Genomic DNA, 22,150 nt, shown 5'->3' with positions numbered 1-22,150 from the left:
CGTCGTCACAGCCTGGCGCCGCCGGTGGCGTCGATCACCTTCCCGGTGACCCAGCGCGCGTCGTGCGAGGCGAGGAACGCGACGATGTCGGCCACGTCGTCCGGCTGGCCGACCCGGCCCAACGCGGCCCGCGATGCGGCGTCCGCCTCCGCGGCCGGATTGCCGCGCAGCCACTCGGCGTTGACGTCGGTGTCGATGATCCCGGGCGCGACCGCGTTGGCGGTGATGCCTCGGGGACCCAGTTCCTTGGCCAGGTTGAGGGTGAAGTTGTCCAGGGCGCCCTTGGTGGCGCCGTAGGCGATGGCCTCGGGCATGGCCAGCCGGCCAGCGCCGCTGGAGACGTTGATGATCCGGCCGCCGTCGCGCAGCCGCTTCAGCCCTTCCCGTACGACGAAGAACGGGGCACGGACGTTGACCGCGAAGACCTTGTCGAAGTCCTCCTCGGTCAGCGCGGGGAGGGCCGCCAGCATCCCGATGCCCGCGTTGTTGACGATGATGTCGACCGCGGGCCGCGCCTGGGTCCCGGGAGCGTGTTCCGTGATCCGTTCGTCGAAGGCCGACCAGAGGTCGGCGGCGTCGCCGTGGTGGCCCAACGGGGCGTGCAGCGCGACCGCCCGGCCACCGTCCTCGCGGATGCGCGCTACCACGTCGTCCGCCGCAGCCGCGTCGCGGGCGTAGGCCACGGCGACCACGGCCCCGTCGCGGCCGAGGCGTTCGGCGATGGCCCGCCCGATGCCCCGGCTGCCTCCGGTGACCAGGGCGATCTTGCCGTCGAGCGGGCGGTGGTGGCGGTGCTGCGTCATGGCGGATGGCTCCCTCTCACGTTGCGGGCGCTGCTGCGCGCGCTGGTGATCGGGACGTTAAAGCCTCACACGGATGTGAGAGTCAAACCGTCGCGCGCCTGACGGCGGAGTGCGCGGGCAGGAGGTGACCGGCGGGGCCTGGGCGGTATTTCGCTCGATCGCGCCGTGGCGGACCCGGTAGGTTCCCGCCGTGAGTGATGACGAGGAAACGGAGATCCGCCTCGCGGCGACGGCGGACGCGGCGGCGATCGCCCACATCCACATGGCCTCCCGCGCGGCGGCGATGCCGTACCTGCCGGCGCAGAAACGGGGTCACGAGCAGGTGACCCGATGGTTCGAGCAGGTCGTCCTCACGACGTGCCGGGTGTGGGTGGCGGTGCGGGGGACGGAGATCCTCGGCTACGCCGCCCTCGAAGGCGACATGCTCGAACACCTCTATCTGCGGCCCGAGTTGCGCCGCCGAGGCATCGGCACCCTGCTGCTCGACGAGGTCAGACGGCACAGTCCGGACGGGCTGTCACTGCACGTCTTCCAGCAGAACACCCAGGCCCGCGCGTTCTACGCACGCCATGGCTTCCATGTGCTCGACACCAGCGACGGCGACCGCAACATGGAGAACCTGCCCGACATGACCCTGCGCTGGCCCGGGCGGTGACCAGGTGCCGAGGGTGGGGAGGGGGTCGGGGAGGGGCGCACGACTCCCCTCCCCGACCAAGCGGTCCCGGTGTCAGGAGGTCGGCAGCTCCGCACGGACCGTGCGGGCCGCGGCCACCAGGCTCTCCAGGGAGGCCCGCACCTCGGGCCAGTCACGGGTCTTGAGCCCGCAGTCGGGGTTGACCCACAGGCGTTCGGCGGGGATGGCCCGCAGGCCGGTGCGCAGCAGGTCCGCCGCCTCCGCCGGGCTCGGCACGCGCGGGGAGTGGATGTCGTACACGCCGGGTCCGGCCTCGCGCGGGTAGCCGTGGGCGGCCAGCTCCCGGGCGACCTGCATATGGGACCGGGTGGCCTCCAGGCTGATCACGTCCGCGTCGAGGTCGTCGATGGCCTGCACGATGTCGCCGAACTCGGCGTAGCACATGTGGGTGTGGATCTGGGTGTCCGGGCGCACCCCGCTGGTGGACAGGCGGAAGGCATCGGTGGCCCACGCCAGGTACGCGGGGCGGTCGGCGGCGCGCAGCGGCAGCGTCTCGCGGAGCGCCGGCTCGTCCACCTGGATCACCGATGTGCCGGCCGCCTCCAGGTCGGCGACCTCGTCGCGCAGTGCCAGGGCGACCTGGCGCGCGGTCCGCGCCAGTGGCTGGTCGTCGCGGACGAAGGACCAGGCGAGCATGGTGACGGGACCGGTGAGCATGCCCTTGACGGGGCGTTCGGTCAGTGACTGGGCATAGGTCGTCCAACGGACCGTCATGGGCTCGGGACGGGAGATGTCACCGGCCAGCACCGGCGGGCGGACGTAGCGGGTGCCGTAGGACTGCACCCAGCCGTGCCGGGTGGCGAGATAGCCGGTGAGCTGCTCGGCGAAGTACTGGACCATGTCGTTGCGTTCGGGCTCGCCGTGCACCAGGACGTCCAGCCCGGCCTTCTCCTGGAAGGAGACGACCTCCTGGATCTCGGCCCTGATCCGCTCCTCGTAACCGGCGGTGTCGATCCGGCCGGCCCGCAGGTCCGCGCGGGCGGCGCGCAGTTCGTCGGTCTGGGGGAAGGATCCGATGGTGGTGGTCGGCAGCAGCGGCAGGCCGAGGTGGGTGCGCTGGGCGACGGTCCGCTGGCCATATGCCTGGGAGCGCCGGACGTCGGCCTCGGTGACGGCCGCGACGCGGGCCCGCACGGCCGGGTCGTGGGTGAGGACCGAATTGGCTCGGGAGGCCAGGTCGGCGCGGTTCGCGGCGAGTTCGGCGGCGATGGTGTCGGTGCCCTGCGACAGGCCGCGGGCCAGGGTCACCAGCTCCGTGGTCTTCTGCCTGGCGAAGGCCAGCCAACGGGCGATCTGCGGGTCGATGTCCCGCTCCAGGGCGGCGTCCAGCGGCACGTGCAGCAGGGAGCAGGACGCCGCCACATCGACCCGGTCGGCGAGGCCGAGCAGGGTGCCGAGGGTGGCCAGCGACTTCTCCAGATCGTTGATCCAGATGTTGCGGCCGTTGACCACGCCCGCCACCAGGCGCTTGCCCGGCAGTCCGCCGACGGCCGCCAGCGCGTCGAGGTTGGCCGCGGCCGCGTCGGTGAAGTCGAGCGCCAGTCCGTCCACCGGAGCCTTGGCCAGTACGGGCAGGGCATCGCCGAGCCGGTCGAAGTACGACGCGACCAGCAGTTTCGGGCGGTCGGTACGGGTGCCCAGTTCGCGGTAGGCCCGTGCGGCGGCGTTCAGGTCGGCCGGGGTGCGGTCCTGCACCAGGGCGGGCTCGTCGAGCTGCACCCACTCCGCGCCCGCCGCCCGCAGGTCGGCGAGGACCTGCGCGTAGACCGGCAGCAGCCGGTCGAGGAGGGTCAGCGGCTCGAAGTCGGCGGCCACGCCTGGGGCGGGCTTCGACAGCAGGAGGTAGGTGACCGGGCCGACCAGCACCGGCCGGGCCGTCAGCCCGAGCGCGAGGGCCTCCTCGAACTCGGCCACCTGCTTTGCGGAGTCGGCGGCGAAGACGGTGTCGGGGCCCAACTCCGGCACGAGATAGTGGTAGTTGGTGTCGAACCACTTGGTCATCTCCAGCGGCGCGACGTCCTGCGTGCCGCGCGCCATCGCGAAGTAGCCGTCGAGGGCGTCGGCCGCGACGGCGGCGCGGTGGCGGTCCGGGACGGCACCGACCATGACGCTGGTGTCCAGCACATGGTCGTAGTACGAGAAGTCACCGGTGGGCACCTCGTGGATGCCGGCGTCGGCCAGTCGCCGCCAGTGGGCACGGCGCAGGGTGCGGGCGGTCTCCGTCAGGGCGTCGGCGGTGACCTTGCCCTTCCAATAGCCCTCGACGGCCTTCTTCAGTTCCCGGTGCCGGCCCTGGCGGGGGTAGCCGTACACGGTGGCCCGTGCTGCCGCGGCTGCGGGCTTCGCTGTCACGGAACTCTCCTTCGCGAAATGGTCTCCTGAAACGTCCCGGCGAGGGAACGAGGAGCGCGAAGGGATGACGAACCGGGCGGATCCACGGTGCGCTCGCGACGCACGTGTCCGCCTGGTATGTACGCCGACCCGCCCTCGAGGTCACCGGGATGTCCGTGTACGCAGGGGCGCACACGGGCAACGGGCAGGTCTTCGGACTCGCGGGCGCGCCTGCCGGAGTCTTCCGGCGGGCACCTACTGGCCGTCGCTTCCCGGATCCGCGGCCCGGATCCAGTGCGTATGACGGCGGTCGTTCCCACTCACCGCTGCGGGGCAGTCCCGGATTCCCACCGGGTTCCCTCTTGCGACGCTCCCGTCTGGCGGACGGGGCGAACCTGTTGCCCGGCCAGCGTAGAACGCCGTCCCCCTGACGGTCACCCATGTTCAGATGCCGGACTATGAGATGAGACACAGGTGGCGCAGGGTTCGGCCGCGGCGGGGCGCGGCGCGACCCCCGGAGCACCGGTCCGCACGCGTCGCCGCGCGCCCGCCCTCGCCGGCGCCCCTTTCCCCTCCCCGCGTCCTCCGGTCCCGAAGTACTTCGATATCGATGGGGACGGCACCGCCGTGGACGCGGGGCAGGAATCCAGGAATTCCAAGGAAGCGGCAGCAGGGGCGAAAGGCACGCCCCACAGCGTGCCAATTCGGCACGGAAAGGGGCTGGTCACAGAGGAGATGGGTGGTTTTGCAGAGCAGTTCACCGACGGGCGCGGGCGGCGACTCGCGGGGAGTGGAAGTTTCCGGAGAATGCCTGGGATGTCGGCGATGACCAGCTGACTTGCCCATCCGTTCGCGAGCGGAGACCGGCATGATCTAGCCCCCGTCGCCGATTGGCTTCAACTCACCTATTTCCACTAAAGTTTGGGGTGCACCGCACAGGAAAGGGGCGCAAAAATGGCCGTCAAGGAAACCATCCAGGTTGATGAGTCGCAGAAGGATGAGCCGGGTGTTCAGGAGGTAATCACTCCTGTTCCGGTCGGCAACCAGATTGTCAAGAAGGCGACTTACTGGCAGTCGATTCTCCAGGACGACCTCAATCCCGAGGTGACGGACGGCGTCACGCCGATCCGGTTCGCCGTCCCCGAGATGGTCGACGAGGAATACGAGACCGAGGAGTCGAACGAGGACGGCACCAAGAAGATCGCGATCCGTCAGGTTCTCGATCTCAAGTGGTACGAGGCCGACCTCGGCGCCGAGAACGTGGCCAAGCTCCAGGAAGCGGTCAAGCCCTTCGTGGCCGTCGCCCGCGCCTCCGAGGCTCCCACGTCGAAGCCGGCACGCAAGAAGCGCGCGGCCAAGTAAGGAAGCAACGCCCCCTCCGACGAGGGGGCGTTCACGTCCGTACGACCGGGCGCGATCACTACGGCGCCTGCGCGGCCCCTGCCGGCGCACCGCACACGGGCGGGCCGGTCCGGGCCGGGGCGGGGTCCTCGTCCGGGCTGCCCGCTTCGGTGGCCGTCTCCTCGTCGGTCTCCCCCGGGTGCATGATCTGGACGTCCCGCAGCAGCCCGTCCACCAGGTCGTCCAGGTCGAGGCGCTTCTCCACCGACCGCAGGTCGGCCAGGCCGGCCCGGAGGGTGACCCGGGGCGGTGCGAGGAGCTTGCAGCAGTCCTCGTCGGGCAGTACGGAGATCTGTTCGGTGCCGATGGACCGGGCTTCGTCGATGATCTCCTGCTTCTCCCAGCCGATCAGCGGGCGCAGCACCGGCAGGGTGGCGGCCTCGTCGACGGCGGCCAGGTTCGCCAGGGTCTGACTGGCCACCTGCCCCAGGCTGTCGCCGGTCACCAGGGCCTCCGCCGCGATCCGGCCCGCCAGCGCGGAGGCCACGCGGACCATGAGCCGTCGTTGTGCGACGACTTGGAGCCTGCCGGCCCCCGCGATCGCCAACTGCTTCTGTGCCTGGCCGAGCGCGATGACATGCAGCCGTCCGGCGGGCTGACAGCGGTTGAGTTCCCTGGCCAGGGCGTACGCCTTGTACATGGAGGCGGCGTTCGTGTAGGGAGCGCCGGTGAAGTGGACGAAATCGCAGCGCAGTCCACGGCGCATGGCCCGATAGGCCGCCACCGGTGAGTCGTACCCACCGGACAGCAGCACCAGCGCGCGTCCGCTGGAGCCGACGGGCAGTCCGCCCGGCCCCTGATGGCGGACCCAGGAGACATAGCTTTCCTTGTGGTCGATCTCGATGGAGATCCGCACGTCGGGGTGGGAGAGGTTCACCGGCACCGGCCCGAGGGCTTCCCGGACCCGGGCCCCGAGGAAGCGCTCGAACTGCGACGAGGTCATCTCGAAGTTCTTGTTCCGGCGCTTGACCCGCACGGCGAAGGTGACGCCGGGCCGCTCGGCGCGGACGCCGGCCAGCGCGTCCACGGCTGCCTCGGTGATGTCCGTCACGGAGGTGGGCACGCGCACGGCGGGCTCCACCGAGTTGAACCCGATCACCCGGCGGGCGCGGTCGACCAGGACGTCCTGGGGGACGTCGCCGCCGAGCACGGTGACGTGCTGACCGGACTTGATCCAGGTGGAGCCGCCGATTCCGCGCAGGGAGCGGCGGAGGTTGTCGTGCAGCCGCTCGGTGAACCGGTGCCGGTTGCGGCCCTTGAGGACGATCTCGCCGTGCTTGAGCAGGACGCAGTGCCCGCTCGGGCGTGGCCCTGCGGGGGACGGGATGGCGGGAATGCTCGGTTCGCCGGGCACGAAACTCTCCTTCGCGAGTCGTCGTGAGGACCGGCGCCGGGCCGTGAACGGCAGGCAGGCCGGCCCCTCGTGCCCGGGGCACGGTGGGGTGGAGGCGCACCACTCGCTCAGCGGTCCCGCTGCCGGGTCGCCGTGGACGCGTGCGCGGTGATCGCACCCCGCACGGGCAGTGGCAGGTCTTCGGACTCGTGGGCACGCCCCGAAGAACGGGACTCCCTCGGCCGTCGCTTCCCGGGCCACGGACGTGCCCGGTGCGTCATGACGGCGGTCGTTCCCACTCACCGCTGCGAGGCAGTCCCGGACGTGCACCGGGTTCCCGCTCGCGACACCTCGCCTGGCGGGCGAGGTGAACCAGCTGCGCGTACAGGGTAGACAAGGCGGGGCTCGGGCCGTGAATCGAGGCGGGGAAAGTCCGTCGCACCGGCCGCCGCCGGCTCGGCCGGGGGCTTTAGAGGGTGCCGGCCGTGCGGCCACCCGAACGGCGGCGACGGCCGAGGGCGGCCCCCGGGCCCGGCCCGGCCGGCCACCGGCACGCCGCCGCCGACCGCCCCCGACCACCGCGTTCGAACACATCGCCCAGGACCGTCTGCCTGCCCGATCACCGGCCGACCCGGCGGTTAACCTGCCCCGGACGGTGAGCGGCCACCCCGAACCGGCGGCCGCTCACCCTGCGCCCACCGGCCGTCCACGAAAGGCCCCCCACCATGACCGCAGCGCAGACCACCACGCTCGGACCCGACAGCGAGCTGCCCCAGATCTTCGAACTCGCGCAGCAGCTGCGCGTGGACTCGGTGCGCGCCAGCACCGCGGCGGGCTCCGGGCACCCCACTTCCAGCCTGTCCGCGGCCGACCTGATGGCCGTCCTGATGACCCGCCACCTGCGCTACGACTGGGACGCGCCCGACAACCCCGCGGGCGACCACCTGGTCTTCTCCAAGGGCCATGCCTCTCCCCTGCTCTATGCGATGTTCAAGGCGGCCGGGGTGGTCAGCGACGACGCGCTGATGACGACCTACCGCCGCTTCGGCCACCGGCTGCAGGGCCACCCCACGCCCGTGCTGCCCTGGGTGGACGTGGCCACCGGTTCGCTGGGCCAGGGCATCGGCTACGGCGTCGGCATCGCACTGGCGGGCCGGGACCTGGACAAGCAGCCCTACCGGGTGTGGGTGCTGTGCGGGGACAGCGAGATGGCCGAGGGGTCCGTCTGGGAGGCCCTCGACAAGGCCGGCCACTACCGGCTGGCCAACTTCACCGCCGTCGTCGACGTCAACCGCCTCGGCCAGTGCGGCCCCACCGAGCTGGAGTGGGACACCGGCACCTACGCCCGCCGCGTCGAGGCGTTCGGCTGTCGCGCGATCGTCATCGACGGGCACGACCTGCAGGCGATCGACCAGGCCCTGACCACCGCCGCCGACGGCCAGGCCCCCACCGTCATCGTCGCCAGGACCGTCAAGGGCCGCGGCGTGGCGGAGGTCGCCGACAAGGAGGGCTGGCACGGCAAGGCCCTGCCCGAGGACATGGCCGACCGCGCCGTCGCCGAACTGGGCGGCATCCGCAATCTGCACGTGCGCGGCCCCCGGCCGCCCGCCGTCACGCCCGCCCCCATCCCGGCCGCCGGACCCATCGAGCTGCCGCGCTTCGAGGTCGGCGACAAGGTCGCCACCCGTGTCGCCTTCGGTCACGCCCTGGCCGCCCTCGGCGCCCGCCCGGACGTCGTCGCCCTGGACGCCGAGGTCGGCAACTCCACCCACGCCCAGGACTTCGAGAAGGCGCATCCCGAGCGGTACTTCCAGACCTACATCGCCGAGCAGCAGATGATCGCCGACGCGGTCGGCATGGCCGTGCGCGGGTACCGCCCCTACGCCACCACCTTCGCCGCGTTCCTCACCCGCGCCCACGACTTCATCCGCATGGCCGCCGTCTCCCAGATCACCATGGCGCTGTGCGGAACCCACAGCGGCGTCGAGATCGGCGCCGACGGCCCCTCGCAGATGGGCCTGGAAGACCTCGCCATGATGCGCGCCGTGCACGGCTCCACGGTGCTCTACCCCAGCGACGCCACCTCCGCCGCCGCCCTGACCGCCGCCATGGCCGAGCTCGACGGCATCTCCTACCTGCGCACCACCCGCGGCCCCTACCCCGTCCTCTACGACGGCGACGAGACCTTCCCCGTGGGCGGCTCCAAGACCCTCCGCCACAGCCCGCACGACCGGGTCACCCTGATCGGCGCCGGCGTCACCCTCCACGAGTGCCTGGCCGCAGCCGAGCACCTCGCCGCCGACGACGTCCCGGCCCGCGTCATCGACCTGTACTCCCTCAAGCCCGTCGACGCCGGTGCCCTCGCCCGGGCCGCCCAGGAGACCGGCGCCCTCGTCGTCGTCGAGGACCACCACCCCGAGGGCGGCATCGGCGAGGCCGTCCTGTCGGCGCTCGCCGCCACCGGCAGCCGTCCCGCCTTCAGCCACCTCGCCGTCACCGACCTGCCGGGCTCCGGCACCACCGACGAACTCCTCGACGCCGCCGGCATCTCCCATCCCCACATCGCCCGGGCGGCCCGCGCCCTGATCCAGCGATAGCCCGCCCGGCGCGGCGCTCCACGGGTGGCCGGGCGCCGCGCCGCCGCGGGACGCGGAGCGGGAACGTTCACCTCGCCCACACGTTGTGCAACCTCGTCGCAGCGCGCTGAAGGGCTGGTCAGCGGCGACCTATACTCCCCTGCGTGTCTTCGACGGGTGGGGTGTCCACGGGTGTGCGGCAGCTTCGACTGGCTCTTCTCGGACCGCTTCAGGGCTGGCGTGGTGGCGTACCGCTGGAGCTCGGTCCGGTGCGCGAACAGGCGCTGCTCGCCGCGCTGCTGCTGCGGCCGGGGGTCACGGCCAGCCGTCAGCAGCTCCTCGACGGTGTCTGGGGCACGGAGCAGCCGGGCACCGGCGCGAAGGTGATCCCGGTCTATGTGCACCGGCTGCGCCGATGCCTGGACGGTCCCGGGGCCGGCCCCGCGGAGTCCGTGATCGTCACCGACCGCGGGGGGTATCGCTTCGTCCCGCGGGACGTGTGGGTGGACGCGGCGCGCATGGTGGAGTTCGCCGCCGAGGCGAGCTCGGCGCGGGTCAGCGGCGACCTGACCACCGCGGTGGATGCCTGGTCCAAGGCCCTGGAGCTGTTCCGGGGTGAGCCGTTGGCCGGGATTCCCGGGCCGTTCGCGCAGGGGGAACGGCTGCGGTTGACGGAGTACCGGCTCGCCCTGCTCCAGGACAAGCTCGGCTGCGAGCTGCGGCTGGGCCGGCACGCGGCGGCCGTCGGCGAACTGTTCGCGCTGACCGAGGCGCACCCGTACCACGAGGCGCTGGCCGCCCTGCTGATCCGTGCCCTCTACGTCGGCAATCGGCAGGCCGACGCCCTGGACGTCTACGCCAAGGTGCGCCGTCGCCTGGTGCGGGACCAGGGGGCGGAGCCGGGACCCGAACTGCGGCAGACGCACGAGGCGGTGCTGCGCCGCGATGACGCGCTGCTGTTCGGCACGGCCGCCCGGCAGCGGCCCCGGCCGTCGCCACCGCAGCCGCCGGCCGGGCACCGGGACCGTCCCGAGCGCCCGGTGCGCAACGAACTGCCGGTCGGTGCCGGCAACTTCACCGGCCGGGACCGGGAGCTCGCGCTCCTCGGCGCGACGGCCGCGGACCCGCACGGTGTGACGGTCCGCGCGGTGGACGGCATGGCCGGCGTCGGCAAGACCGCGCTCGTGGTGCACGCGGCGCGGACGGTGCACCAGCGGTATCCGGACGGCGCTCTGTTCGTCGATCTGCACGGGTACCGCGAGGATCGCGGGGCACCGGGTCCGCAGCGGGTACTGCGCCGGTTGTTGCGGGCGGTCGGCGCCGACGAGGGGGAGGATTCCGAGGACCTGGACGAGCTGGCCGCGTCCTGGCGGACGGCGACCGCCGCGCTGCGGCTGCTGGTGGTCCTCGACGACGCCGCCGGCGCCGAGCAGGTGCGTCCGCTGGTGCCCGCCGGGCCGGGCAGCATGCTGCTGGTGACCAGTCGTCAGCGGCTGACCGGCCTGGACGTGGACCGCAGGATCTCGCTGGCCCCGCTGGACCTCGACGACGCGGTGGGCCTGCTCAGCCGCATCGTGGGGGGCTCGGGCTCCCCCGACGAGCACGGCGCGATCCGCCGGCTCGCCGGCCTGTGCGACCAGCTGCCGCTGGCCCTGCGCATCGCCGGTGCGCGGCTGCAGAACCGCCCGTTGTGGGCGTGGGAGTCGCTGGCCGCCCGGCTGGCGGACGACGAGCGCCGGCTCGGTGAACTCTCGGTCGAGGACCGCAGCGTGGAGGCCGCTTTCCAGCTCTCCTACGACCAGTTGCCGGCCGCCGAGCAGCGCGCGTTCCGCGCCCTGGGGCTCTCCCCCACCGTGGAACTCGACGCGTTGACGCTGGCCGCCATGCTCGACGGGACCCGGCCGGACGCCGAACGCGTCCTGGAGAGCCTGGTCGACGCGAGCCTCGTGCAGCAGGTGGCGGCCGACCGCTATCGGTTGCACGACCTGGTCGCGGTCTACGCCCGACGCGTCGCGGCCGGGTTTCCCGGGGAGGTCGCGGCGGTCCGGGACGGCGTGTTCCGGTTGTATGTGTCCGCCGCCCGCCGTTCCAGCGACTGGGGCCCCTCGGCCTTCCCGACCGGTCCGGCTCCGGGGACGGCCCCTTTCGCCGACTGGGAGGAGGCAACGAACTGGCTGGACACGGTGGGCGGCGAGCTGGTCGACGTGGTCGGGCACGCGGTGGACGTGGGCAAGCTGGACGAGGCGTGCTGGATCACCGAGGGCCTGTTCGACTACCTCACCCGGCAGGGCCGGTTCCACGAGTGCCGTACCGCCCTGGAGACGGTGCTGCCCCTGGTCACAGCGGTCACCGACCGGCGGATGGTCTCCGAACTGCGCACCTGTATGGGGATGATGTACGGCCTGCAGGGCCGTTACGAGCAGGCCCACCCCTTGTTGACCGAGGCCCTGGAGATCAGCCGCCGCTCCGGCGACCTGTTGGAACAGGCCAGGGCCCTGGGCAACCTCGGGACGTTCGCCAACCTGCAGGGCCGGGTCGCGGAGTCCATGGAGTTCTTCGCCGAAGTCGCCGGGATCGTCGGGAAGTTGGACGACGAATGGCTCACGGCCGTGGTCACGGCCACCGTCGGCGACATGCACCATCAGCTCGGCGAGCACGAGCGGGCGTACGAGTGCTACACGGAGGCGATCGTCCTCGCCGAGCGGGTCGACAGTCCCCGACTGCTCGGCAAGACGCTGCTCCGCCTGGGGTGTCTGCAACTCGACCGCGGCCGGCCCCTGGACGCCGCGGGCACGCTGCACAGGGCCGCGGATCTGGCCATCCGCCTGGCCGACGTGCCCCTCTACGCGACCGTCCTCGGCAGACTGGGCACCGCCGCGGCATGTCTGGGCAACGTGGCGCAGGCGGCCGAGTTCGGCAGCCGGGCGCGCGGAGTGCTGAGCGGGCGGACCGGCGGCACATCCGAGATGGTCCGCTCCGAGATGATCCGCACGCGACTGGTCTGGAACAACGTCGCGGCGGAGGATCTCGCCGGATCGCGGGAGTTCTTCGAGCGGTCCGTGGCCCTCCCCGACGCCGCTCCCAACCGCGCGCGGATCTCCCACTTCCTGGACGACATACGCCGCCAACGACAGTGGGAAGGACCCGACTTCTAGGGTCGGCCCGGTGGGTCGCACACCGCCGGTATCGCGTGATCTCCCCGGGCGCCCGAGCGGTCCTGAACCGCGCGGCGGTCAGCGCGGGCGTACGGGAACGACCAGGGGCGTGCCGGTGCCGGGGTGGGCGACCACCTCGATCGGCTGTCGGTAGATCCGGGACAGCAGGTCCGCCTCGAAGACCTCGGCCGGCGGGCCTGGGCGGCGATCCGTCCGCCGTGCAGCACGGCGGCCCGGTCCGCGTACGCCGAGGCCAGCCCGAGGTCGTGGAGCACCACGACGACCGCGTCCCCGGCCGCCGCCCGCTGCCGGCAGATCCCGAGCACCAGCTCCTGGTGGCGCAGGTCCAGGGCGGCGGTCGGTTCGTCGAGCAGGAGCAGCGGGGCGCGCTGGGCCAGTACCCGGGCCAGTGCCACTCGCGCGCGCTCCCCGCCCGGCCGCCGACTCCGGCAAGCTCCACGGCGGAAACCTCGACTGGGGCGTCAAGAAGAAGTTCCGCGACTACGTCAACGGCCCCATCGCGCACGGCAAGGCCGAGCCCTCGGACGGCGCCACCGCCACCGCGGCCGGCTACCGCTTCCCCAAGGGGCACGGCACCTACGACGGCAAGGAGGCCACCCTGGTCGCGGAGTTCAACGGCGCGGTGCGCTTCACCGGCCACGGCGGCGCGCTGGACCTGAAGTTCAGCAACCTCCGCATCAAGGCCGAGAACGGCAAGGGCACGTTGATCGCCGACGTCGCGAGCAAGCCGCGCACCGAGGAGGGCCGGGCCCCGGCACGGGTCGTCACCACCCCCGACACCCCGATCGCCGATCTGAAGCTGCCGACGGGCACGCTCACCGCCAAGGGCGGCGTGGTCACCCTCAAGAACGTCCCGGCGACCCTGACCGCCGCCGGCTCCGAGGCGTTCTCCGGCATGTACCCGACGGGAGAGGCCCTCGACCCGGTCGACGCGACGGTCGCCGTCGAGCCCGGCGTCCAACTGCCGTCCGACGCAACCGGATCCGACGACTCGCACGCCTCCGCCGGCGCGGCCCCCGCGGGCGGCGCCGACGGCGCACCGGGCGCGAGCTTCAACAGCGGCAGCACCGTCGGCGGCACCGGGGCGCTGGCCGCCACCGGCAGCACCACCCCCAACGGCGCCCTGATCGGCACCGCAGCCGCCCTCCTGGTCACCGGCACCGCCCGCTGACCCTAGGTCCAGCGCCTCTCGGACCGCCGCCCCCGACAGCACGGGCGTCCGCCGTCCCCGCCGGCGGGCGCCCGTGCGCGAGCATGCCCGCGCGGCGCTACGGGGTGTCGGGCGACAGGCGTACCGGAAGCGCGTCCACGCTGTTGCCGACGAAGCCAGAGTGGCGTGGCAACTCCCCTTCGGGTACGGCGAGTTCCAACTTCGGGAACCGCTCGAACAGCCGCCGGAGCGCGGTTTCGGCCTCCAAGCGGGCCAGCGGTGCGCCGAGGCAGTAGTGGGCGCCCTGCCCGAGCGACAGATGGCGCACCGCACCGGGCCGCCCTGGCCGCGTCACGTCGAAGCGGTCGGCGTCCGGCCCGTGGGCGGCCGGATCGCGCCCGGCCGCGGAGTACCCGGCCAGTACCGGAGTGCCCTTCGGGACGACCGTCCCGTCCACCGTCAGATCCCGCACGGGATAGCGGAACGGGAAGTAGCTGACGGGCGCATCCCATCGCAGTGTCTCCTCGACCACGTCGCCCCAGTCCGCCTGTTGCCCGCGGACGCGTGCCAGTTGGTCGGGGTGTGCGCACAGGGCCCGTACCGCATTGGTGATGAGGTTCAGTGTGGTCTCGTGTCCCGCGACGATCATCAGCAGCAGGGTGCCGATCAGCTCCTGCGCGGACAGCCGGTCGCCGTCGTCGTCCCGGGCGGCGAGGAGCGAGGTGGTGAGGTCGTCACCGGGGCACTCGGTCTTGGCCGCCACGATCTCGCCGAGCACGGCGACGAACTCGCGGTTGGCGGCGACGGCCTGCCGCGAGCCGATGTCGGTGGTCACCACCTGTGTGGACAGGGCGTGCAGCCGGTCGCGGTGGGCCACGTCCACGCCGAGCAGTTCGCTGATGACCCCCATGGGCAGCGGCAGTGCGAAGTGGCGGCGCAGATCGGCGACTCCACCGCCCGCCGCGGCGGCGCGCGCCAGTTCGTCGAGCAGCGCGTCCGTCAACTCCTCGACTCGCGGCTGGAGTTCGGCCACGCGTCGGGAGGTGAACGCCCGGCTGACCAACGACCGCAGCCGCCGATGGTCCGCCCCGTCGGCGGTGGTCATACTCCGCACGGTCGCGAAGGTCCGCAGCGGCCACCCCTCGGGGATCGCGCCCTCGCGCAGCAACGTGAAGTGCCGGGCGCTCTTGGCGACGTCGGGGTGCCCGAGGAACGCCTTGAGCGCTTCGTGCCCGAGCACGGCCATGCCCTCGATCTCGCCGGGCAGCACGACGGGGACGACGGATCCGCGGGCGCGCAGTCGGGCGTTGTCGGCGTGCGGACAGCCGCCGGAAGGGTTCATGCGGTGCGGTTCGGCAGCGGAGCGTTCCACCCTGACTCCTCCTTGAAAGGCCCGAGATGACGCCACCCGAGGAACGGCAGGGCAGCGTATCCCCGCCGCCGGGCAGCCGCCAGGGCGCGCCGCGGCGCGGCCGGCGGGCTGCCCTCACGGGTCCGTCGACCCGTGGGGGCCCGCGTCGCGTTCTCCGCCCTGAACGTGTCCCATGCGTCCGACGGCTGATCCGCGCCCCGCACGCGGCCCCGTTGCGACGACCTGAGGTCCGTCCGATGGGTCAGGGTCGGACAGGTCCTAGAGCAGGTCGAGTCGGCGCAGGTCGGCGACGTACTTGCGCAGGAGGGCCGCCGACAGGTGGGGGATGTCCTGGTCGGGGCCGACCTTGGCGGCTCGTACCGCGGCGTGGAACCGCTCGGCGGAGATCGTCGCTCCGGGGACGGCCTCCTCGGGGTGCGCGAAGGCGTGCAGCAGGGGCAGCAGCGAGTGCGGACGCTGTCTCTCCGGCAGGGTGCGGAGTGCGGCGGTGAGGCGGTCGAGCCAGGCGTCGTAGTCGTCGATCCGCCGGATCGGGTGGCCGGCCTCGGTGAGCCAGTCGACGAACGTGTCCAGCGAGATGCCGTCGTCGTGCGGGTTCAGCACGTTGAAGGTCCGGTGGCCCTCGGTGGCCGCCGCGCCCAGTGCGACGACGGCCTCGGCGGTGAAGTCGACCGGCAGACCGTCGTAGTGCGCGCGGGTGCCGCCGCGGTAGAAGGAGCCCGGCGCGATGCCGGTGGCGACGAGGCTGAGCAGCAGGCGGGTGAACACGTCGGGGACGTTCAGCTGCCCCGGGTGTCTGCTGTGCGCGAGGATCATGTTCGACCGGAAGGTGGCGACCGGCAGGCCGCACAGGTCGTGTGCCTCCCTGAGCAGGACCTCGCCGGCCCACTTGCTGTTGGCGTACCCGTTGGCGTAGCCGTCGTCGATGCGCCGCACCGGGCTGGTGGTGCGGATGTCGGCGTCCTCGTCGAGGGCGCCGGCGGCGGCACCCATCTGTACGGCGACGGTGGACACATAGGTGAAGGGTTTGATCCGGGAGGTGAGCGCCAACCGGATCAGTTCGGCGGTGCCGACGACGTTGGGGCCGAACAACTGGGAGTAGGGCAGGACGTGGTTGACGAGGGCGGCCGGGTGGACGATCAGGTCCACGGTGTCGGCCAGCCGGTGCCAGGCGTCCTCGTCCAGACCCAGGTGCGGTTCGCCGATGTCGGCGGCGAGCACTTCCAGGGTTTCGTCGGCCAACTGCCGGTAGTGCGCCAGCAGTTCGGGGTCACCGGTGTCGAAGGCGTCGGTGAGCCGCCGCTCCGCCGCTGCCGCGTCGCTGCCGCGGACGACGCAGATCAGCCTGCCGCCCGCGGGCGCCAGCCGCTCCAGCCATTCCAGGCACAGGAACCGGCCGAGGTAGCCGGTGGCCCCGGTCAGCAGGACGGTGCGCACCGCGCCGTCGGGGCGGGGCAGCGTCGGGGCGGCGGCGAGGGTCGGCGCGTCGAGGAAGGCGTCCAGGGTGAGGTCGCCGGCGCGGATCTCGGTGGCGTGCGCGCCGTGCACCGAGGCGGCGGTGGGCCGCTTCGCCCCGGACCGGCGTTCCGCCTCGATGTACCGGGCCACCCGTGCCAGGTCGTTGGCCGGACTGATGACCACCCCGACCGGGACCTCGATGTGGAAGATCTCCTGCATGAGGTGGGAGAAGGACAGTGCGGACAGGGAGTCCCCGCCCAGGTCGGTGAAGTGCGCGTCGGCGCGCACGTCGGTGGTCGCGCAGCCCAGCAGTGCCCGGGCGGCCCGCCCGACCGTCTCCCACACCGGCTGGTCCGGTCCGGCCTGTCGCAGCTCGCGCAGCTGCCGGGCCTGCCCGTCGGCGAGTTGGGCGTACCGTCGCTCCAGGGCTTCGCCGTACCGCTCCCGGAGCCTGGGGCGCAGCAGTTTGTGACTGTCGGCGAGCAGGCCGTTCTCGGTGCTGAAGGGTTCGGTCTCGATCAGGAAGTCCCGTGGGATCTCGTACGAGTTGAGCTCCGCCTCCTTGGCCATCTGCTGGAGGGCCTCGCCGATCAGCGGCCTGAGCGCCTCGACGTCGTCGCCGACCCGGGCCAGCGCGTCCGGGGCGGGCACCACCACCGCCAGCAGATAGGCGCGCTCGCTGTTGCCGTACACGAAGATCTGCCGGATGTGGGGGCTGCCGACGAAGGCGGTCTCCAGGCGGGCGACGGCCACGAACTCGCCCTGGGACAGCTTCAGGACGTCCTTGGTGCGGTCCACCCAGACCAGCCGGTCGGGTCCGGTCTCGGCCATGATGTCGCCGGTCCGGTAGTAGCCGTCCTCGTCGAAGACCGCGGCGGTGACCTCGGGGCGCTTGTAGTACCCGGGGAACATCGCATGCGTCTTGAGCAGCAGTTCGCCGCGCGGGTGCGGCTGGTCGGTCCGGAAATAGCCCAGTTCCGGGACGTCGGCCAGCTTGTAGTCGATCACCAACGAGCGCTGCACCACCGAGTCGAGGAGCACCCCGCCGGCTTCGGTGGAGCCGTAGCCGGTGAACAGGTGGAGACCGAGGCAGGACTCGACGAAGGCCGCCACCTCGGGGGACAGCGGGGCGGTGCCGCAGAACGCCTTGGCGACGCGCCCGCCCAGGAAGTTCTCCCGCAGGTCCGTCTTGACCGCCGTCTCGACGTCGCCCCCCTCACCGGCCCGCCGGTCCAGCTCGCTCTGGTACTGCTGGAAGAGCATGTCGCACAGGCGGGGCACCATGGTCAGCTCGGTGGGGCGGATCAGACCGATGTCCTCGAACAGGGTGGACAGGTCGCTCTTGGCGGTGAAGTAGCCGATGCCGCCGCGCACCAGCGAGCCCATCAGCGCATAGCGGCCGGCGAGATGGCTCTGCGGCATGTAGAGGATGCTGACCGGGGGCATGTCCGCCGCCCCGTAGCTGAACCCGTACCAGGCGCTGCCGACCAGCCGCTGGGTGTACATGGCCCCCTTGGGCGTCCCGGTGCTGCCGGACGTGTAGATGAGCAGGGCCAGCGGGTCGTCGCCCGGTTCGGCGGTGAACAGGGGCGCGGGCGGCAGTTCGGTGCCGTCCGCGATCAGCTCGGCCAGCGTGTCGAGGACCACCGGGCTGCCGGCCTCGGCCAGGCGCCGGCGGGCGGCCTCGAAGGCGTCGCGCTGTTCGGCGGCCTCGGGGTGGTAGTCGAACACCAGCAGGCGCCGGATCGAGGGGACCGCGATCGCGGCTTCGACGGCGGTGTCCAGGCGCTCGACGTTCGAGGCGAGGACGTGCGGCTCGGTCTCCGCGACGATCGGCTGCAGTTGGGACAGCGGCGCGCTGGACTGCAGGGGCACGGACACGATGCCCAGGTGGATGCAGGCGAAGTCCAACGTGGCGTAGTCGGTGCTGGTGAAGCCCAGGAGGCAGATCCGGTCGCCGGCGCCCAGTGGGTACGTCGGGTCGTGGTACCACTTGCCGGCGAGCGCCCGGATGCGTGCCCACAGTTCGCGGTAGCTGATGGTGTCGAACCTGGGGAGCAGGCGTTGCGTCGTGGGTTCCTTGGCGCGTTCGCCGAGGGCCGGGCGGTCCCCGTAGCCCTCCATGACGGCCGCCATGACCTCGGCAAGTGAGCTGCCCGGATCATGCACCGTCGCGCTGATCGCCTCCAGTGGTTCGGCCATGACCTGCTCTCCCGTTGCGTCCCAGTGATGTCGGCGGGTCGTGCATGAGTGGGGCGTCGTGCGGCAACCGGTCGGATCCGGGCCCGTACTCGGGCCTGGTCCGGGCCCGGGTACGGCGACGTCGCCCTCAGGTGATCGAGGGTCCCGGTGAGGGGCTCACCAGCGGACCGGCAGTGCCTCCACCCCGCGGATCAGGCGCTCGGTCCGCCAGGTCAGCTCGTCGGCCGGCACCGCGAGGCGCAGCCCCGGCAGTCGGCGCATCAGGGCCGCCAGGACCACGCGCAGCTCCATCCTGGCCAACTGCGCGCCGAGGCAGTGGTGTACGCCGTGTCCGAAGGTGACGTGCGGGACGCTCCCGCGGTGGAAGTCGATCTCCTCGGGCCGCTCGAACACCTCGGGGTCCCGGTTGGCCATCCCCAGCTCGGCGACCACCGCCTCGCCGGCACGGACGGTCTGCCCGCTCAGCTCGACGTCCGCGGTGGCGATCCGGGTGAAGCCGGCGGAGGCGCTGATCGGGATGTACCGGGAGAGCTCCTCGACGGCGTCGGGGATCAGGCCGGGGTCCGCGACGAGCTTCTCCCACAGCTCGGGCCTGGTCAGCAGCGTGTAGACGAAGTTGCCGATCTGGTTGGCGGTGGCCTCCTGGCCGGCGGACAGCAGGCTGACCCCGAGGCTGACCAGTTCCTCGTCCCGGAGCCCGTCCTCGTCGTCCGGTGCGGCGACCAGTTCGCCGAGCAGGTCCTCGGTGGGTTCGATGCGGCGCTGGGCGATCAGACCGCCGAGGTAATCGTTGAGATGCCCGCGGGCCTGCGCGGACTGTTCCGGGTCGGAGAGCATCAGCAGGCCGTCCACCCAGACGTTGAACCGGTCGCGGTCGGCCATGGGCACGCCGAGCAGTTCGCAGATCACCGTGATCGGCAGCGACCAGGTCAGCGCCTGGGTCAGGTCGGCGGGCGCCCCCGCGTCGATCATGGTGTCGAGCAGGCCGTCGACGATCTCCTCGACGCGCGGGCGGAGCTTCTCCACCCGGCGCACGGTGAACGCGTTGGCCACCCTGCGCCGCAGCCGGCTGTGTTCCGGCGGGTCCATGCTCAGCATGGAGGTACGGGGCAGCCCGACGGCGACCGTGCGCGGTACGTGGTCGCCCACGGCGGCGGCGCGGCTGAACCGGGGATCGGCCAGCACCGTCTTGACGTCCGCGTGCCGCGTCACCAGCCAGCCGTCGCCGCCGAAGGGCAGGCGCACGCGCAGTATCGGCTCCTCGCCGGATATCTCGGCCAGCGTCGCGTCCACGTTGAGTTTGTCGGCCGGACCGAACGGATAGGCCCGCGGCCCTTCCTCTGTCGCGGTCATCGTGTCAGTCCTTCCTGTGCCGGCAGGCGGTTACCCATGGATACGTGCGCGTCGCGCGGATTCCGCAGCGCGTGGAGTGGCGACGAAAGCGGACCTGCCGATGCCCGGCCGGCGCGCGGGCCGCGCGGTCCGCCGCGGGTCACAGGGCCGCGATCTTCCCGCCGTCGATGACGAGGCTGCTGCCGGTGATCCACGCGGCGCGCGGCGAGGCCAGGAAGCCCACCGCCTCGGCGATGTCCCGGGGTTGGCCGAGACGTCCGAGCGGAATTTCGTCGGCCCACTCTTCCGATTCGGCGCCGAGATAATCGACGATCTTCTCGCGCGCCTCGTCCGCCCCGGGCGTCATCACATTGCCCAGCGAGACGGCGACGACGCGGATTCCCTCCGGCGCCAATTGGGCCGCGAGCCCCTTGCTGTACGTTTCGAGGGCGGACTTCGCGGCGGCGTAGTGCAGGATCATCGGGTAGGACGAAATGGTGGCGATGGACGAGACGTGCACGATCGCCCCGCCGCCGCTCTCGCGCATCGCCGGCACGAGTGCCGAATTGAGTCGGACGGCGGCGAGGAAGTTGATGTCCATCGTGTACTGCCAGTCGTTCTCGATGTCCAGCGCGCTCTGAAAGGCTCGGCAGCCACCCGCGTTGTTGACGACGATATCCACGCCGCCGAGCGTGTCCAGCGCGGCATCCGCGAATTCGCGCACACCGTCGCGCGTGCTGAGGTCGGCTTTCACGAACGTGGCAGCGGACGGGGTGTCCTCGGTGGCGCTGCGGGCGGAGGTGACGACGCTGGCTCCGGCGTCGAGGAAGTGCTGCACGATGGCGGCGCCGATACCGCGGCTGCCGCCGGTCACCACGGCCCGCTTGCCTGCCAACTCCTTGGGAATGTCTGCAGTAACGCGAATTTCACTCACCGGGTTTCACTCCAGCTTGGCGGGGCGATGCGGAATGGCTAGGGAAACTATCCACGGGCCCGCCGACAGGGGTCAAGCTGATTATTTCGATGCACTGGATCGCATTGTGCGATCCAGCAATCGCACCGACTGGACGCTGCGCTCACCAGCACCGATAATCTTGCGCTGTCGAAGGGCGACCAGAACGGTTTGCGCGCAACCCGGTAAATGCATTGCCGAGTTGGCGAATCGGGCGCCCGGAACATCGATTTAATCAGTGCCGACATCTCGGGAGGAAAAAATGGCCACCCTGGACGAGCCGTTCACCGTGGGAGATCTGACGGTCCCCAATCGGATCGTGATGGCCCCGATGACCAGGATGCAGTCCCCCGGTGGCGTGCCGGGACCGGCCGTGGCGGAGTACTACGCCCGCCGGGCGGCCCACCAGGTCGGACTGATCATCACCGAGGGCACCTACATCGACCGCCCCGCGGCCGGCGCGTACGACGGCGTGCCGCACTTCTACGGCGAGCAGGCGCTCGCCGGCTGGGCCCACGTGGTGCGGCAGGTGCACCAGGCCGGCGGGAAGATCATCCCGCAGCTGTGGCACACCGGGGCCGTGCGCACCGGGGCCGAGCCGCCCGCCGACAACCCCTCCGGGCTCGGCCTGGACGGCGCGCCGGCCGGCAAGGCCATGACCCAGGCGGACATCGACGCCACGGTGGCCGCCTTCGCCGAGGCCGCGGCGACCGCCGAGCGGCTCGGGTTCGACGGCGTCGAGCTGCACGGCGCGCACGGATATCTGATCGACAACTTCCTGTGGAGCCGCACCAATCGGCGCACCGACGGCTACGGCGGCGCCCCGGCCGCCCGGGCCCGGTTCGGCGCCGAGATAGTGCGGGCCGTCCGTGCGGCCGTCCGCCCCGGATTCCCGATCTTCTTCCGGCTGTCCCAGTGGAAGCTCGGCGACTACGAGGCCCGCATCGCGAAGAGCCCGGACGAGCTGGCGCAGCTGCTGACCCCGCTGGCCGACGCCGGGGTGGACGCGTTCCACGCCTCCACCCGCCGCTACTGGCTGCCCGAATTCGACGGCAGCGAGCTCAACTTGGCCGGTTGGGTGCGCAAGCTCACCGGCAGGGCCACCGTGACGGTCGGCTCGGTGGGCCTGGACCGGCAGTACGGGGAAGGCGAGTTCGCCCAGGGCCTCACCAAGGAGGCCGGCCTGGCCGGCATCGAGGAGCTGGTGGCGCGCCTGGAGCGCGACGAGTTCGACCTCGTCGCGGTGGGCCGGACGCTGCTGGCCAACCCGGACTGGGCGGCGAAGGCGCTGCGCGGTGAACTGGACCGGACCGTCGCCTACGACCCCGCCGTGCTCCAGACCCTGGTCTGACCCCTCTCTTCTACGGGGC

Annotated in this window: 13 protein-coding genes, 1 pseudogene and 2 riboswitches; of the genes and pseudogenes, 6 read left to right on the top strand and 8 right to left on the bottom strand. The window is 72.0% G+C overall.

Annotated elements, in window-relative coordinates; translation table 11 throughout:
* Nucleotides 1-5 precede the first annotated feature (5 nt).
* The gene (locus tag SNOUR_RS35565) at nucleotides 6-803 is read right to left on the bottom strand and encodes an SDR family oxidoreductase (RefSeq protein ID WP_067355378.1); all 798 of its coding nucleotides are present in this window, start codon (nucleotides 801-803) and stop codon (nucleotides 6-8) included.
* Between the two features lie 190 nt (nucleotides 804-993).
* Between SNOUR_RS35565 and SNOUR_RS35560 the strand changes: the two genes are divergently transcribed.
* Nucleotides 994-1,458, top strand: a complete 465-nt coding sequence (locus tag SNOUR_RS35560; protein ID WP_067355376.1) for a GNAT family N-acetyltransferase — start codon at nucleotides 994-996, stop codon at nucleotides 1,456-1,458.
* 72 nt (nucleotides 1,459-1,530) lie between these two features.
* Here SNOUR_RS35560 and metE read toward each other — a convergent pair whose 3' ends face one another.
* Nucleotides 1,531-3,849 carry a 5-methyltetrahydropteroyltriglutamate--homocysteine S-methyltransferase gene (metE, locus tag SNOUR_RS35555; protein ID WP_067355373.1) on the bottom strand — a complete coding sequence of 773 codons (2,319 nt, stop codon included), beginning with the start codon at nucleotides 3,847-3,849 and terminating at the stop codon, nucleotides 1,531-1,533.
* A gap of 166 nt (nucleotides 3,850-4,015) precedes the next feature.
* Nucleotides 4,016-4,242: riboswitch (cobalamin riboswitch) on the bottom strand.
* Between the two features lie 540 nt (nucleotides 4,243-4,782).
* Here metE and SNOUR_RS35550 point away from each other — a divergent pair.
* Complete coding sequence (locus SNOUR_RS35550) at nucleotides 4,783-5,190, top strand: Lsr2 family protein (RefSeq protein WP_067355371.1); 408 nt, start codon at nucleotides 4,783-4,785, stop codon at nucleotides 5,188-5,190.
* 58 nt (nucleotides 5,191-5,248) lie between these two features.
* Here SNOUR_RS35550 and thiI read toward each other — a convergent pair whose 3' ends face one another.
* Nucleotides 5,249-6,583, bottom strand: a complete 1,335-nt coding sequence (gene thiI, locus SNOUR_RS35545; RefSeq protein WP_067355368.1) for a tRNA uracil 4-sulfurtransferase ThiI — start codon at nucleotides 6,581-6,583, stop codon at nucleotides 5,249-5,251.
* A 154-nt stretch (nucleotides 6,584-6,737) separates the two neighbouring features.
* Nucleotides 6,738-6,955, bottom strand: a riboswitch (cobalamin riboswitch).
* Between the two features lie 332 nt (nucleotides 6,956-7,287).
* Here thiI and SNOUR_RS35540 point away from each other — a divergent pair.
* Nucleotides 7,288-9,159 (top strand): transketolase, encoded by a 1,872-nt coding sequence (locus tag SNOUR_RS35540; protein ID WP_067355365.1) that lies wholly within the window; start codon nucleotides 7,288-7,290, stop codon nucleotides 9,157-9,159.
* Between the two features lie 143 nt (nucleotides 9,160-9,302).
* Nucleotides 9,303-12,293, top strand: a complete 2,991-nt coding sequence (locus SNOUR_RS35535; RefSeq protein ID WP_099055748.1) for an AfsR/SARP family transcriptional regulator — start codon at nucleotides 9,303-9,305, stop codon at nucleotides 12,291-12,293.
* A 78-nt stretch (nucleotides 12,294-12,371) separates the two neighbouring features.
* Here the strand turns inward: SNOUR_RS35535 and SNOUR_RS43685 are convergent.
* Nucleotides 12,372-12,727 (bottom strand): annotated as a pseudogene (locus SNOUR_RS43685) (ATP-binding cassette domain-containing protein); the annotation flags it as partial.
* Between SNOUR_RS43685 and SNOUR_RS35530 the strand changes: the two are divergent.
* Nucleotides 12,703-13,485: an HtaA domain-containing protein gene (locus tag SNOUR_RS35530; protein WP_067355359.1), complete on the top strand. Its 783-nt coding sequence runs from the start codon at nucleotides 12,703-12,705 to the stop codon at nucleotides 13,483-13,485. The pseudogene SNOUR_RS43685 and the gene SNOUR_RS35530 overlap by 25 nt on opposite strands.
* Nucleotides 13,486-13,582: 97 nt before the next feature.
* Here the strand turns inward: SNOUR_RS35530 and SNOUR_RS35525 are convergent, their stop codons facing one another.
* The 4 genes from SNOUR_RS35525 to SNOUR_RS35510 form a co-directional block, all read right to left on the bottom strand.
* Nucleotides 13,583-14,806, bottom strand: coding sequence for a cytochrome P450 family protein (locus SNOUR_RS35525; protein ID WP_174717990.1), 1,224 nt, complete (start codon nucleotides 14,804-14,806; stop codon nucleotides 13,583-13,585).
* Nucleotides 14,807-15,094: 288 nt separating this feature from the next.
* Nucleotides 15,095-18,496 (bottom strand): carboxylic acid reductase, encoded by a 3,402-nt coding sequence (gene car / locus SNOUR_RS35520; RefSeq protein WP_067355353.1) that lies wholly within the window; start codon nucleotides 18,494-18,496, stop codon nucleotides 15,095-15,097.
* 156 nt (nucleotides 18,497-18,652) lie between these two features.
* Nucleotides 18,653-19,849 carry a cytochrome P450 gene (locus tag SNOUR_RS35515; protein WP_067355351.1) on the bottom strand — a complete coding sequence of 399 codons (1,197 nt, stop codon included), beginning with the start codon at nucleotides 19,847-19,849 and terminating at the stop codon, nucleotides 18,653-18,655.
* A gap of 139 nt (nucleotides 19,850-19,988) precedes the next feature.
* Nucleotides 19,989-20,762 carry an SDR family oxidoreductase gene (locus SNOUR_RS35510; protein ID WP_067355348.1) on the bottom strand — a complete coding sequence of 258 codons (774 nt, stop codon included), beginning with the start codon at nucleotides 20,760-20,762 and terminating at the stop codon, nucleotides 19,989-19,991.
* 280 nt (nucleotides 20,763-21,042) lie between these two features.
* Here SNOUR_RS35510 and SNOUR_RS35505 point away from each other — a divergent pair, with 280 nt between their 5' ends.
* Nucleotides 21,043-22,131, top strand: a complete 1,089-nt coding sequence (locus tag SNOUR_RS35505; RefSeq protein WP_067355345.1) for an NADH:flavin oxidoreductase — start codon at nucleotides 21,043-21,045, stop codon at nucleotides 22,129-22,131.
* Nucleotides 22,132-22,150 lie beyond the last annotated feature (19 nt).

Source organism: Streptomyces noursei ATCC 11455 (assembly GCF_001704275.1).
In the GTDB taxonomy this organism is placed as follows: domain Bacteria; phylum Actinomycetota; class Actinomycetes; order Streptomycetales; family Streptomycetaceae; genus Streptomyces; species Streptomyces noursei.
The sequence above is the reverse complement of the archived record's forward strand: the minus strand, read 5'-3'. Positions and strand labels throughout refer to the sequence as shown.

Coding starts and splice junctions, on each gene's coding strand:
- SNOUR_RS35565 (WP_067355378.1), bottom strand. CDS start 803: ATGACGCAGCACCGCCACCACCGCCCGCTCGACGGCAAGATCGCCCTG.
- SNOUR_RS35550 (WP_067355371.1), top strand. CDS start 4,783: ATGGCCGTCAAGGAAACCATCCAGGTTGATGAGTCGCAGAAGGATGAG.
- SNOUR_RS35540 (WP_067355365.1), top strand. CDS start 7,288: ATGACCGCAGCGCAGACCACCACGCTCGGACCCGACAGCGAGCTGCCC.
- SNOUR_RS35525 (WP_174717990.1), bottom strand. CDS start 14,806: ATGAACCCTTCCGGCGGCTGTCCGCACGCCGACAACGCCCGACTGCGC.
- car (WP_067355353.1), bottom strand. CDS start 18,496: ATGGCCGAACCACTGGAGGCGATCAGCGCGACGGTGCATGATCCGGGC.
- SNOUR_RS35515 (WP_067355351.1), bottom strand. CDS start 19,849: ATGACCGCGACAGAGGAAGGGCCGCGGGCCTATCCGTTCGGTCCGGCC.
- SNOUR_RS35505 (WP_067355345.1), top strand. CDS start 21,043: ATGGCCACCCTGGACGAGCCGTTCACCGTGGGAGATCTGACGGTCCCC.